A 13,498-nucleotide genomic window follows, 5' to 3' on the forward strand; every position below is an offset into this window, starting at 1 on the left:
CAGTTTTATTTTTATTACTTGATTTATTATTATTTGTTCTTGGTGAGAAACAAATCACCACTTCAACTCGTCCAAGTTGCGCACTTGGATGCTTCGGAGATTACGATAAATGTTAATCATGATGGCGATGGCTACTGCAGTTTCCGCAGCCGAGATGGCGATGGAAAAGAGTGCAAAGAAATAGCCTTCCATTCCCTCCGGAAAGAGAAAACGGTTGAACACGGCAAAGTTGATGTCCGTGGCATTCAGCATTAACTCTACAGAAATCAGGATAGCCAGTGTGTTCCGGCGGGTAAAGAATCCATAGATTCCTGCAAACATCATGATGGTAGAAACTACCAGATAATATTCCATGTGTATCATATTCGAACTCTATTTTGATAGTTAATACTTGTTTATCTCTTACGTGCAATTATGATACCACCGATGATACAAGCCAGCAACAGGATGCTGACAGCTTCGAAAGGTAATATATAACCGTATTTGTCGCTACTAAGCAAAGCGTTCCCGATAGCATGAATGTTGATCTCGTGCGGGGCAAGATTAGCCGTCTGCATGAAATTATGTTTCAACGTGATAGTCAGGATAATTGCTAAACCGGCAATCATGGTAATGAGCCCGGCCAGGAGCTTACTTCGTTTTGCTTTCTCGGCGCGATCACCTTCTCCGCTGGTCAACAGGATGGAGAATACATAAAGAACGACGATACCACCGGCATAAACCATTATCTGAACAGACCCCAGGAAGGTGTAACCCAGCAAAAAATAGATACCGGCCGTGCCGAAGAGCACGAAGAGCAGGTAGGTAGCCGAGCGTACGATACGTTGGGTAGTCACCGTCATGATGGACATTGCAATAATAAATGCTGCCAAAAAGTAGAATACTACTGTTTCAAGTGTTGATCCCATATCTAAACTTCTTTTTTCTTTTCTATTACTTTACTACCGTCATGATTTAATTTCAGGACAAGTTTCGTCCGGTCGAAGACTGCATGTTCGAAGTTCTGGTCGAACGTGATGGCATCGTGCGGACAAGCATTGACACAGAGCTGGCAGAACATACAGGCGCCCAAATCATATTCATAGGTTGCCAGGATTTTCTTTTTCTTTCCATCTTCTGTTTCGACGGTTTCGCTGGTCACTTTGATGGTATCGTTCGGACAAGCCATTTGACACAGTCCGCAAGCTACACAGCGATGTTCATTATTCTCATTGTGGGGCATATTCAGCGTACCACGGAAACGGTCGAACATTTTCAGCTCTTTCCGGTTTTCGGGATATTGCTCGGTCACTTTCTTACGGAAGTATACCTTGATGCTGGTTTTCATACCCGTTGCCAGTGTACTGATGCCATGCATCAGACCACCTAAGTACGTATATTTTTTATCTTTATATTCCATAATTTTCATTTATCAAAAGTGGAAGCCGAAAGCTACGCAGCATGCCATTAATAATAGATTTACCATAGAAATTGGAACCAGATATTTCCATTCCAGATTCAGAATCTGGTCGATACGTAAACGTGGGAACGTCCATTTGATCCACATCAGAAGGAACACCACGAAGAATGCTTTAGCGAAGAACCAGATAAAGCCCGGAATATAATCCATTACAGCGTTGAATCCATCCAGCCCGACGATGTGTAACGGCATCCAGCCTCCCAGGAAGATAGTGGCGGCAACACTGGCCACGATAAACAGGTTCAAATATTCTGCCAGATAGAAGAAACCGAAACCCATACCGGAGTATTCTGTGTGGTATCCGGCAGTCAGCTCACTTTCCGCTTCGGGAAGGTCGAACGGTCCACGGTTACATTCTGCATTTCCGGCAATCAGATAGATGATGAAAGCTATTACCGCAGGGATATGTCCCTTGAAGATGAACCAGCCATCAGCTTGCCCTTCTACGATTTCAGAGAATTGCATGGTTCCCATCAGCACTACCATCGTCATAATACTCATACCAACCGAAAGCTCGTAACTGATAATCTGTGCACCGCTTCGCATGGCACCGATCAAAGAGAATTTGTTGTTACTACCCCAACCGGCCAGCAAGATACCGACCACTCCAATGCTGGAAGCTGCCAGCAGGAAGAACACGCCCACATTAAAGTCGAGAATCGCTGCACCTTTATTAAAAGGAATACAAGCGAAAGTCAGGAATGAGGCGATAATCACCATGAATGGAGCGAGATTGTAAAGGAAATGATCGGCACCCTTCGGCATGAAGATTTCTTTGGTCATCATCTTGAGTACGTCGCAGACCACTTGAATAGAACCCCATTTACCAACGCGGTTCGGACCAAGACGACACTGGAAGAAACCGCAAACTTTACGCTCCATGTAGATCAATATGATAGCCAGGATGGCATATAGTGCTACGAGGCACACGCCGACAGCTACACATTCTATAAAGATGGCTAATCCCTCCGGCATAATGGAGAGTAGTAGCTCATGTATCCAGTTTGTTACTATACTAAAGTCGAACATATATTTTTTAATGATTAGGTTTTAAGTATTAAGTATTAATTCCATGCAGGAAATGACCTTTTATATTGTATAGTCGGTTAATACTTGATACCTGTTACTTAATACTTGTTTTTTATCTATCAATATCCGGAACGACATAATCAATTGTTCCGCCAATAGCAATTAAGTCGGCAATCTTCGTTCCCCGGCAGATGGTGTCGATTGCGGCAACAAGCGGCAATCCCGTAGCACGGTAGTGCAGGCGGTAGGGCATTTTGTCACCCTGGCTTTCAAGGAAGACACCAAATTCACCACGACTTCCTTCTACTGCAGCATAATAACTGCCTTCCGGAACACGGATGATAGGCTTCATCTTCTCCTGATAAGGTCCTTCGGGAATATTGTCTATTAATTGTTCGATGATGTTCAGACTTTCCATGATTTCATCCATACGCACTAGGTAACGGGCAAAGCAGTCACCCTCCGTATAAACAATTTCTTTGAAATCTACTTTGTCGTATACACCGTATGGCATTCGTTTACGTACGTCACACGCCCATCCTGAAGCACGGCCTGTACCTCCGGTACAACCGAAAGAGATGGCATCTTCGCGGCTTAACACACCGACACCTTTCATGCGGCTTTGTGCGATGATGTTACCCGTAAATATATCGTGATATTCGTGGATGATTCCCCTCATATAAGGAATGAACTCTTTTACTCGTTTGACGAAGTTAGGATGAAGGTCAGCCTGTACACCGCCAATGGTATTGTAGTTCATTATCAGACGTCCGCCACAAGTCTCTTCAAAGATGTCGAGAATCTTCTCACGGTCACGGAATCCATAGAAAAATGCCGTCAACGCTCCTAAGTCCATGGCAAGACAAGAATAGAATAGCAAGTGAGAGTCGATACGTTGCAATTCATCCATAATAGTACGGATATACTTCACACGTTCGCTAACCTCAACGCCCATGGCTTTTTCAATACACATACACAGTGCATGGCGGTTCTGGTGTGCACCCAGATAGTCAAGACGGTCTGTCAAGGCCAATGTTTGAGGGTAGGTAAGGCTTTCATTCATTTTCTCGATGCCCCGGTGAATATAACCGCAGTTCGCATCAATCTTACGAATGATTTCACCTTCCAGAGAAACACGGAAACGCATTACCCCATGAGTAGCAGGGTGTTGCGGACCGATGTTAACTACATACTCTTCTTCACCGAACAGCTTCATCTCTTTGTTTTTGATGGTTCCGTCGGGGTTCAGTTCTATTTCTTGAGTCGTATCAAACGTCTCTTCATTGGTCATACACAATGGGTTATCCTTTTCCGGATCATTATCTTTGCGCATTGGATAACCTATCCAATCGTTACGCAGATAAAGTCGGCGCATGTCAGGATGACCTACGAAGGTGATACCATAAAAATCAAAAACTTCACGTTCATAGAAGTCGGCTATCTTCCAAATGTCGCTGACAGATGGAATTTCAGGTAGCTCGCGGTTGGTTGTCGCTGTTTTTAGTGCTATCCGTTCGCCTGTAATGGTCGATTCCAGATGGTAGACCACGCCTAAACCGCGGAGTTTTTCCGGAGTGTCTTTCTCATCGGCTACTCCCCAGTCCATACCGGTGAGGCTTTCGAGAAAGTCCATCTGTTTATCATTTCGCAAGCGCAGCATCTCGTCGTGTAACGCTGCAGGGGCTATAAATTGTATTTCTTGCATAAATCCTTTAAATTACAGAATGTAGAATCATTCTTCATTTTTTAAATAATCCGGTTTCTTCTCTTTTCTGTTTACTCCACCAAAGAACTTCTCTATTTTCACTTTGCGTTGCAATTGCATCATGCCATAATAAAAAGCTTCAGGACGTGGCGGGCATCCGGGAATATATACATCTACCGGAAGAATCTTGTCCACTCCGTTTACCACGTGATAAGACTTTTTGAAAGGACCTCCGCTGACGGCGCATCCGCCTACGGCAACCACATACTTCGGATCGGGCATCTGGTCATAGAGTCGTTTCAGTACCGGAGCCATTTTATTGGTGATTGTTCCGCATACCATAATCATATCAGCCTGGCGCGGACTGGCACGTGCTACTTCAAACCCAAAGCGGGCCATGTCATAACGCGCGGCACCCAGTGCCATAAATTCGATACCGCAACAACTGGTTGCAAAGGTAAGCGGCCACAGTGAGTTACTGCGTCCCCAGTTGATAAAGTCGTCAAGAACTCCGAGGGCAACGTTTGCTCCTCCTGCATTAAGTTCTTTGACCAACTTTTCCAATGATTCATTGTCGATAAACTCATCATACGGAATAGATTTTATTTTTGGCTTTTTGGTTATTTCCATTCCAAAGCTCCTTTCCTCCAGGCATAAGCAAGACCCAGAACTAAAATGATAAAGAAGAAGAGAACACTAATAAGTCCCTGTGGTCCCATGTCGTGCATAACTACTGCCCATGGGAACAGTAAAGCAGTTTCGACATCGAACATAAGAAATAGGATGGCAAACAGGTAGTAGCCTACGCGAAACTGCATCCATGATTTACCACGTGTCGGTATACCACATTCATAAGCCTCAAACTTTTGCAGATTGTATGAACGGGGAGAAATAGCACGCGAAAGAGCTACTACTACACCGACAAAAGCAAGCGCTGTCAGTAAAACAACAACTAAAAATGTAAAATTCATAATTCAATAGCTGTTTAGATTGAATATTATATAGAAATAAACAATTAGTCTATTCGCCCTGTGGAGAATAAAACCAACTGTAATAAATGACGAGTAAAAGAGTCTACTGTACTGTAGGCTAAATGACTATCTTTCTTAACCCATATATATAATAGGAGATAGGATCATAATAGCACGTTGGGGGATGAGAAGATGAAGAGTGGTACGGTCTTTGAGAATTGTGATGTTCTCCGGAAAAAGCAACTGGCAACAGTACGCTTTTATTTGTCGGGACATGCGTGACGTCCGTGTGACTCATATCACAAGATTGGGTAGCGTAAAGGTTGTAAAGACGTTCTAAAGCATTTTGTATCGGACAATCTTGCGACACGTAGCATTTCTCCTGCCGATAAGTCGGGGAGGAAACTTTGCACATATCTTCCATTGCTCCGTTAGTTGCACAATGGATAAGCAAAGCCAATACTAAAAGTAGTCCGAATTTTAAGTTTTGTTTCATCTTTCTCCTTTAACGGCTGCAAATATAGAACTAATATTTATACTTTTTGCAAAGTCCGAGTGGCAAAAAAGCTTTTTTTAACTCCGCTTCTTTACGATTCGTTTTTTAGTCAGTATGGTTTCACAAATCTCGTTTTAGAATAGGATAATCTCTATTATCTTTATTTGTTAAAAGATGCAATAAAAAGAATGATTTATGCTCTTTTTTGCGAATTACACAAATAAAATACATTTTTTTGCAGATTAAGAAAGAATATACTAATATGAAACGCACACTTTGGTTTTTATTTTTCCTTCTAAACTCCTTGTTTTATCTCTATGCAGATAGTGAGAATGATTCTTTGTTGAAGGTGTTGGACAAAGTGATTTCTGAACGTTTGATATATACCCAGAAAAAAGAAGCCACCATAAAAGAATTGAAGAAAAAGAAGGTTGGTCTTAATTCATTGGAGGATATATATAATTTAAATAAAGAAATTATCCACCAATATGAGACTTTTGTTTGTGACTCGGCGGAACAATATATTCATGAGAATATTGATATAGCAAAAATAATTGGTAATAAAGAATATCTTTTGGAAGAGCAGCTTCGGTTGGCTTTTGTCTATTCTTTATCAGGTTTGTTTATTCAAGCTAATGATATTTTTAAGTCGATTAGGTGTGCCGATTTACCCGATCATCTTAAAGCTTTGTATTGCTGGAATCGTATACGTTATTATGAGAATCTTATTAAATACACGGACGATGTACGATTCTCAAATGAGTATATAGCAGAAAAAGAAGCTTATCGAGATACTGTTATGAGTATTTTATTTGACCAGTCGGATGAATATAGAAAAGAAAAAGCTGTAAAGCTTCAAGATAAAGGGAGTACAAAAGAGGCTCTTCTGATTCTGAAAGAGATATATAATAAACAGGAACCGGCATCTCATGGATATGCTATGATGGCTATGGGACTTGCAAGGGCCTATCGGTTAACAGGGAATTATATACTGGAGGAAAAGTTTCTAATGCTGGCTGCTATGACAGATACAAAATTAGCCGTAAAAGAGAATGAGGCTTTGTTGACATTAGCAGTTAATTTATATCATAAGGGAGATATAGACAGAGCGTATAATTATATAAAAGTAGCGTTGGATGATGCTATCTTTTATAATTCCCGTTTTAAGAATACGGTCATTGCCCGTATACATCCGATTATTGAGAACACGTACTTAATCCGGTTGGAAAAACAAAAACAGAATCTTCGTTTCTATATATTTCTGACTAGCTTGTTTGTGGTAGCTCTTGCCATCACCCTGTATTTTACATATAAACAAACAAAAATTGTATCTCGGGCTAAGCGGCATCTTAAAGCCATGAATGAAGAACTGGTCGGGTTGAATAAGAACCTTGACGAAGCTAATTTGATTAAGGAGAAGTATGTTGGGTATTTTATGAATCAATGTGCCGTTTATATTAATAAGCTCGATGAGTACAGGAAGAATGTGAATAGAAAAATCAAGACCGGACAAATTGATGATTTATATAAATCATCTTCCCGTCCTTTTGAAAAGGAACTTGAAGAACTTTATCATAACTTTGATAAAGCGTTCTTTAAATTGTACCCAAATTTTGTAGTCGAGTTTAATTCTCAGTTGAAATCGGAAGAACGCTACCGTTTGGAAAAAGATCAACTGAATACAGAATTACGCATATTTGCATTGATACGGTTAGGAATTACCGATGTTGGACAGATTGCTGTATTTTTGCATTATTCTGTGCAGACAATCTATAATTATAAGAGTAAAGTGAAGAGAATGTCCACTCTTGATAGTAATATCTTTGAGGAGGAGGTAAAAATGCTTGGTTCTTTGTCTCAAAAATGATTCTATCCGGTTTACCAAAACTAAAAAATGGTCTTGTTATAAACTGTTGATTATTAAATGTATATATAATAATTGATCTGTAAAACGTTTACTTTCCCGCCTACTTCCATTAAGAAGTAGGCTTTTTTCATCTCTATATTTGCATCACAAGATTTTTGATAACTGAATACTAATCTAAAGAAACACACAACTATGAGTTTTTCAGAATTGTATCTTATTTATTATCCCAAACTAGTTCGGTTTGCAAAAGAATTTGTGATGTCGGAAGAGGATGCGGAGAACATAACACAAGATGTGTTTACAGACTTATGGGAAAAGAGAGAGTCAATGAATCATATTGAGAATATGAATGCTTATCTTTTCAGGCTTGTAAGAAACAAATGTTTGGATTATTTAAAGCATAAAGTATTCGAGCAAAAGTATGTCGAGAATGTGAAGGCTTCTTTTGAGATTGAGTTGAATCTGAAATTGCAATCTTTGGATCGTTTTGATGTATATGATATATCAGAAAGAAATCAGATGGAGAAACTGATACGGGATGCTATCAATAGTTTGCCTAAAAGATGTCGTGACATATTTTTGTTAAGCCGCATGGAAGGATTGAAGTATAGGGAAATATCCGAACGTTTGGGCATTTCGGTAAATACAGTGGAATGTCAGATGGGAATAGCACTAAAAAAGTTGAGAGCAAAACTCAATGTAACATTGGCTGCATAACTTTTTAATGATTTTATCGGTATTTTTTAGGGGTATTTATTGAGATAATCGTTCTTTGATAAAAAAGGACTGTGTATATGGAGAATTGTCTGAATAAATATTTTGCGGATGAATTTACTTCTGATGAAAAAACAGAGTTTCTCATAGAAGTGGAAAACAACGAAAGGCTGAAGGAAGAATTTATAGAAATTCAGAATTTGCTGGCACTCGTTGATTGGATATCTCCGGAATATGAAAATAATAAAGAAGTTGTCCAACATAAATTATATGAATTTATGCGTAGAATGGAGCAACACAAAGATAAATAGCTTTAGGATACTATGAGTAAAATTTATATCATATTACTGACTGTTTTCTTTTATGCAAATGTTTATTCTCAACAAGCTTATTTTGTTGATGGGTATCATGGCGGGATATATGGACATTATCCGGTAAAGTGGAAAACTCAATTCATTGTGGATCAGCTGGCTATGCATCCGGACTGGCGGATTTGTATGGAGATAGAGCCTGAAACATGGGATACAGTCAGAGTGCAGACTCCGGAGGCTTATTTGCGTTTTAAAGAGATGGCTACTAGTAATCAGGTAGAGTTTACGAATCCTACTTATGCACAGCCTTATTGCTATAATATCTCGGGAGAGAGTATAATAAGACAGTTTCAATATGGTATTGCTAAAATAAACACACATTTTCCGGGGGTCGATTTTGTAACCTATTCGGTAGAAGAACCTTGCTTCACAAGTTGCTTGCCACAAATCCTTAAACAATTCGGCTTTAAATATGCTGTATTAAAATGTCCCAATACCTGTTGGGGAGGGTATACTGCTGCTTATGGCGGAGAATTGGTTAATTGGGTGGGACCGGACGGGACTGCAATCTTGACCGTTCCCAGATATGCTTGTGAAAAACTAGAGCCGGGATCAACTTGGCAGACAACTGCTTGGGGAAATTCGGATGCTTATTTAAAAGATTGCCGTAACGCAGGTATCAAACACCCCGTTGGTATGTGTTTTCAGGATGCGGGATGGAAAAACGGCCCATGGCTGGGAAGTGGAAAGAACACAAAAAATAACTCTATATATATGACATGGAGAGATTACATTGAAAATGTCTCCATCGGAAAAACGGATGATAACTGGTATTTTTCACAGGAAGATATACATGTGAATCTTATGTGGGGAAGTCAGGTTTTGCAAAAAATAGCGCAAGAAGTACGCGTTTCAGAAAATAGAATTGTCATGGCAGAGAAAATGTCTGTAATGGCTTATCTGGAAAATAAATATATTTGTCGACAAGCAGATATGGATGAGGCTTGGCGTACACTGATGTTGGCACAACATCATGATTCGTGGATTGTGCCTTATAATGGACTGAATAGAAAAGGAACATGGGCTGATCAGATTAAGCGATGGACAGACAGTACCAATCATCTTGCAGATGGAATTATTGAGGCATCTATGCAGAGCTTTAATGAAAAGTTTATTCCGCAAAATAATGCTCAACAGCAATATATACGTGTTTTTAATACATTAGGAATGAGAAGAAAGGAAATCGTAAGTGTTCTTCTGCCTACGGAATCTGAAAATGCGGATTTAAGTGTTTATGACTGGAAAGGTAAAGATATAGGTTGTTTGGTAGAAAATGAAGGTAAAGAGATAAGATTATTTTTTGAGGCAGAGATTCCTCCCTTTGGTTATTCCACGTATTGTATAAAAAAGAAAGAAGCCGGTAAGAAAGAGGCTTCGGAGAGTAGATTCGTTTTGGAAGGTAATAAGGTGAATAAACAGGAATACGTGGTTGAAAATGATATGTATAAAATTGTTTTTGACTTATCAAAGGGAGGAACCATAAAAAGCCTGATAGCTAAAAAAGAAGGGAATAAGGATTTTGCAGGTAAAACGGAGAAATATGCTTTAGGGGAGTTACGAGGCTTTTTTTATGAAGAAGGCAAATTTCGTTCTTCTATAGAGACTCCGGCCAAGCTGACAGTAGTAAGGGATAATGTATATGAGCAAAAAATTAAGATAGAGGGTGAGATTGCTTCCCATCCGTTTACACAGGTAATCACTCTCACTAAAGGAACGAGACGAATCGATTTTGATTTGACGGTTGGCTGGAAAAAGAATGTAGGTATTGGTGAATATAAAGAGGAACGTTGGCGTGATAATCGTCGGGCTTATTGTGACGATCGGTTTAAACTAAGTGTATTATTCCCGACTGATTTACATTCTCCCCGTGTTTATAAAAATGCACCGTTTGATGTATGCGAAAGCAAACTGACTGATACTTTCTTTGGTTCTTGGGATCAAATCAAACATAATATTATACTTCATTGGGTTGACTTGGCTGAACAGGAAGGCGACTATGCTCTGGCTTTATTATCAGACCATACTACTTCTTATTCTTATGGAGAGGACTATCCATTAGGACTGACTGCTCAATATTCGGGTGGAGGACTTTGGGGACCTGATTATAAAATAACACACCCTTTGAGGATGAAGTATGCAATTATACCTCATCGTGGCAAATGGGACAAAGCATCAATCGCAGATGATAGCGATTGTTGGAATGAACCATTGCTGCATTCTTGCTATCCAGTGGCAAAACCGGAATCGAAATCATTTATTGATTTACAGAATACTGGTTATCAAGTGAGTGCTCTTCAAATGAAAGATGGAAAGGTACTATTGCGCCTGTTCAATTCTGAAGGGGACGAAAAATTACAAAAGGTTACCATTGACATGCCATTATCCGGAGTGGAGGAAGTTGATTTGAATGGACAATGTATCGAAAGAAAGAAGATAAAAACACGTGCAGGTAAATCGGAAATGACGATTTCAATGCCTCGGTTTGGTATTAAGACTTTCGTTCTTAGTTTGACTTAAAATAATTAGATTATTGTTATGTATAAAGCGACTGCTAATCTTTTAATTGTTTGCTTTTTGTGTTGGATGACGGGTTGCTCATCAACCAATACCGTATCGGAAGATTTGGTTCCGACTGATTATGTAAACCCGTTTATTGGTGCCAGTACTAGTGTAGGGGCTGCCGGTGTTTATCACGGATTAGGTAAAACTTTTCCCGGAGCTACGACTCCGTATGGTATGGTACAGGTTAGTCCTAATACAATAACGGGAGGTGATAACGGTTCCGGATACAGTGATGAACATAAGACAATCGAAGGATTTGCCTTTACCCAGATGAGTGGTGTGGGATGGTTTGGTGATTTGGGCAATTTTCTTGTGATGCCTACAACTGGTGAATTATATAAAGTGGCAGGTAAAGAGAATAATGATAGTATAAAAGGATATCGTTCGGCTTATAACAAAGCCACTGAAACGGCTAAGGCCGGATATTATTCGGTAGAATTGACTGATTATCATATCAAAGTAGAAAGTAGCGCGACACCACACTGTGGAATTTTACATTTTACTTATCCTTCTAGTGACCAATCGCGTATTCAGATTGATTTAGCTCGTAGAGTAGGGGGAACATCTACTTCACAGTATATTAAAGTTGTAGATGATTATACAATTCAAGGATGGATGAAGTGCACACCTGATGGTGGTGGATGGGGTAATGGTGAAGGAAAAGCCGATTATACCGTTTATTATTATGCACAATTTAGTAAACCTTTGACTAATTATGGCTTTTGGAGTGCAGATATTCCCGAACATTGGGTTCGGAAACGTGATGAAGTAGTGAGTATTCCTTATTTGACTCGTGTATCACAAGCTCCGGTTATAAAAGACAAGAAAGAACTGACGGGTAAACATCTAGGCTTTTTTACTGAATTTCCAACGAAGGAGGGAGAGACTGTAGAGATGAAAGTTGGTATCTCTTTTGTTGATATGGAGGGTGCTGCAAATAACTTTGAACAAGAAATAGCCTCTAAAAATTTTGGACAAGTAAAGCAGAAAGCTACTGAATTGTGGAATAAAGAACTTAATCGTGTCCGGATATCCGGTGGTACGGATGATGAAAAAACGATATTCTATACTGCCATGTATCATACGATGATTGATCCTCGTATCTATACAGATGTAGACGGACGTTATGTAGGCGGTGATTATAAAATACATACGGCTGACAGCACTTTTACAAAACGTACTATATTCAGTGGATGGGATGTATTTCGTAGTCAGTTTCCTTTGCAGACTATAATTAATCCGCGTTTAGTAAGTGATGAACTGAACTCATTGATTACTATGGCAGATCAGAGTGGGCGCGAATACTATGAACGTTGGGAATTGCTGAATTCCTATTCCGGCTGTATGTTGGGAAATCCTGCTTTGTCTGTTTTGGCGGATGCTTATATCAAAGGGATTCGTACGTATGATGCAGAGAAAGCGTATCGTTATGCCATTAACACATCCCGTCGTTTTGGTAATGATTCATTGGGGTATGCTCCGGAACCATTGAGTATTTCAACCACTTTGGAGTATGCTTATACTGATTGGTGTATATCTCAATTAGCGAAAGCTATGGGGAAAGAAGACGATGCCAAATGTTTCTATGAAAAGGGACAGGCATATCATTCTATTTTTGATAAAGAAAAGGGGTGGTTCCGTCCCCGTAAAGCAGATGGTGCATGGGTAGAATGGCCGGAGAATGCACGTCTTAAAGAATGGTATGGGTGTATAGAAGCAAACCCTTATCAGCAAGGTTGGTTTGTACCTCACGATATTCCGGGAATGGTGAATTTGATGGGTGGTAAGGAGAAAGTTATTGCGGATTTAACAGATTTCTTTAATAAAACTCCTTCTAATATGCTGTGGAATGAATATTATAACCATGCGAATGAACCTGTGCACTTCGTTCCTTTTTTGTTCAATCAGCTTGAAGTTCCCTGGTATACTCAAAAATGGACACGCTATACATGTGAAAAGGCTTATGCAAACAAAGTTGAAGGGATTGTTGGCAATGAAGATGTAGGTCAGATGTCAGCGTGGTATGTGTTGGCTGCTTCCGGTATTCATCCTTCCTGTCCGGGAAATACACGTATGGAGATTACAAGTCCGGTTTTTGATAAAGTAGAGTTCAATCTTGATCCCAGCTATTATACTGGTAAGAAATTCACGGTGATAGCTCATAATAACAGCATAAATAACGTCTACATACAAAAGGCCTTGTTGAACGGTCAGGAATACAATAAATGTTATCTTGATTTTGCGGACATTGCAGCCGGAGGTACATTAGAGCTGTTTATGGGTGATAAACCTAATGTTGAGTGGGGACTTTGATTGAATAACAT

The 13,498-nt window shown here is 39.7% G+C and carries 13 protein-coding genes; 5 read left to right on the top strand and 8 right to left on the bottom strand.

Going from position 1 to position 13,498, the window contains the following annotated elements:
* Positions 1-54: 54 nt before the first annotated feature.
* The 8 genes from nuoK to KSX81_RS16910 form a co-directional block, all read right to left on the bottom strand.
* Positions 55-363, bottom strand: a complete 309-nt coding sequence (gene nuoK, locus KSX81_RS16875; protein WP_004301460.1) for an NADH-quinone oxidoreductase subunit NuoK — start codon at positions 361-363, stop codon at positions 55-57.
* 32 nt (positions 364-395) lie between these two features.
* Positions 396-908 carry an NADH-quinone oxidoreductase subunit J gene (locus KSX81_RS16880; RefSeq protein WP_004301461.1) on the bottom strand — a complete coding sequence of 171 codons (513 nt, stop codon included), beginning with the start codon at positions 906-908 and terminating at the stop codon, positions 396-398.
* Between the two features lie 2 nt (positions 909-910).
* A complete protein-coding gene (locus KSX81_RS16885; protein WP_004320984.1) occupies positions 911-1,399 on the bottom strand; it encodes a 4Fe-4S binding protein in 489 nt (162 codons plus the stop codon).
* A gap of 12 nt (positions 1,400-1,411) precedes the next feature.
* Positions 1,412-2,488, bottom strand: coding sequence for an NADH-quinone oxidoreductase subunit NuoH (gene nuoH, locus KSX81_RS16890; protein WP_004301463.1), 1,077 nt, complete (start codon positions 2,486-2,488; stop codon positions 1,412-1,414).
* Positions 2,489-2,600: 112 nt separating this feature from the next.
* A complete protein-coding gene (locus KSX81_RS16895; RefSeq protein ID WP_004301464.1) occupies positions 2,601-4,193 on the bottom strand; it encodes an NADH-quinone oxidoreductase subunit D in 1,593 nt (530 codons plus the stop codon).
* A 27-nt stretch (positions 4,194-4,220) separates the two neighbouring features.
* Complete coding sequence (locus KSX81_RS16900) at positions 4,221-4,823, bottom strand: NADH-quinone oxidoreductase subunit B (protein ID WP_004301465.1); 603 nt, start codon at positions 4,821-4,823, stop codon at positions 4,221-4,223.
* Positions 4,814-5,164, bottom strand: coding sequence for an NADH-quinone oxidoreductase subunit A (locus KSX81_RS16905; RefSeq protein ID WP_004301466.1), 351 nt, complete (start codon positions 5,162-5,164; stop codon positions 4,814-4,816). The genes KSX81_RS16900 and KSX81_RS16905 overlap by 10 nt, the downstream gene beginning before the upstream one ends.
* 118 nt (positions 5,165-5,282) lie before the next feature.
* Entirely contained in the window at positions 5,283-5,660 is a 378-nt protein-coding gene (locus tag KSX81_RS16910) for a hypothetical protein (RefSeq protein ID WP_004320983.1), read from the bottom strand.
* Between the two features lie 262 nt (positions 5,661-5,922).
* Between KSX81_RS16910 and KSX81_RS16915 the strand changes: the two genes are divergently transcribed.
* The 5 genes from KSX81_RS16915 (at position 5,923) to KSX81_RS16935 (ending at position 13,487) form a co-directional block, all read left to right on the top strand.
* The gene (locus KSX81_RS16915) at positions 5,923-7,527 is read left to right on the top strand and encodes a DUF6377 domain-containing protein (protein ID WP_217725737.1); all 1,605 of its coding nucleotides are present in this window, start codon (positions 5,923-5,925) and stop codon (positions 7,525-7,527) included.
* Positions 7,528-7,719: 192 nt separating this feature from the next.
* A complete protein-coding gene (locus tag KSX81_RS16920) occupies positions 7,720-8,244 on the top strand; it encodes an RNA polymerase sigma-70 factor (protein ID WP_004301470.1) in 525 nt (174 codons plus the stop codon).
* Positions 8,245-8,321: 77 nt separating this feature from the next.
* Positions 8,322-8,552 (top strand): hypothetical protein, encoded by a 231-nt coding sequence (locus tag KSX81_RS16925; RefSeq protein WP_004301471.1) that lies wholly within the window; start codon positions 8,322-8,324, stop codon positions 8,550-8,552.
* Between the two features lie 12 nt (positions 8,553-8,564).
* Entirely contained in the window at positions 8,565-11,129 is a 2,565-nt protein-coding gene (locus KSX81_RS16930) for a glycoside hydrolase family 38 C-terminal domain-containing protein (RefSeq protein WP_004320982.1), read from the top strand.
* Between the two features lie 18 nt (positions 11,130-11,147).
* Positions 11,148-13,487, top strand: coding sequence for a GH92 family glycosyl hydrolase (locus KSX81_RS16935; protein WP_004320981.1), 2,340 nt, complete (start codon positions 11,148-11,150; stop codon positions 13,485-13,487).
* Positions 13,488-13,498 lie beyond the last annotated feature (11 nt).

This window comes from Bacteroides sp. MSK.18.37 (assembly GCF_019129155.2).
In the GTDB taxonomy this organism is placed as follows: Bacteria; Bacteroidota; Bacteroidia; order Bacteroidales; family Bacteroidaceae; genus Bacteroides; species Bacteroides ovatus.

Coding starts and splice junctions, on each gene's coding strand:
- KSX81_RS16905 (WP_004301466.1), bottom strand. CDS start 5,164: ATGAATTTTACATTTTTAGTTGTTGTTTTACTGACAGCGCTTGCTTTT.
- nuoK (WP_004301460.1), bottom strand. CDS start 363: ATGATACACATGGAATATTATCTGGTAGTTTCTACCATCATGATGTTT.
- KSX81_RS16935 (WP_004320981.1), top strand. CDS start 11,148: ATGTATAAAGCGACTGCTAATCTTTTAATTGTTTGCTTTTTGTGTTGG.
- KSX81_RS16925 (WP_004301471.1), top strand. CDS start 8,322: ATGGAGAATTGTCTGAATAAATATTTTGCGGATGAATTTACTTCTGAT.
- KSX81_RS16920 (WP_004301470.1), top strand. CDS start 7,720: ATGAGTTTTTCAGAATTGTATCTTATTTATTATCCCAAACTAGTTCGG.
- KSX81_RS16880 (WP_004301461.1), bottom strand. CDS start 908: ATGGGATCAACACTTGAAACAGTAGTATTCTACTTTTTGGCAGCATTT.
- KSX81_RS16930 (WP_004320982.1), top strand. CDS start 8,565: ATGAGTAAAATTTATATCATATTACTGACTGTTTTCTTTTATGCAAAT.
- KSX81_RS16900 (WP_004301465.1), bottom strand. CDS start 4,823: ATGGAAATAACCAAAAAGCCAAAAATAAAATCTATTCCGTATGATGAG.
- KSX81_RS16915 (WP_217725737.1), top strand. CDS start 5,923: ATGAAACGCACACTTTGGTTTTTATTTTTCCTTCTAAACTCCTTGTTT.
- nuoH (WP_004301463.1), bottom strand. CDS start 2,488: ATGTTCGACTTTAGTATAGTAACAAACTGGATACATGAGCTACTACTC.
- KSX81_RS16895 (WP_004301464.1), bottom strand. CDS start 4,193: ATGCAAGAAATACAATTTATAGCCCCTGCAGCGTTACACGACGAGATG.
- KSX81_RS16910 (WP_004320983.1), bottom strand. CDS start 5,660: ATGAAACAAAACTTAAAATTCGGACTACTTTTAGTATTGGCTTTGCTT.
- KSX81_RS16885 (WP_004320984.1), bottom strand. CDS start 1,399: ATGGAATATAAAGATAAAAAATATACGTACTTAGGTGGTCTGATGCAT.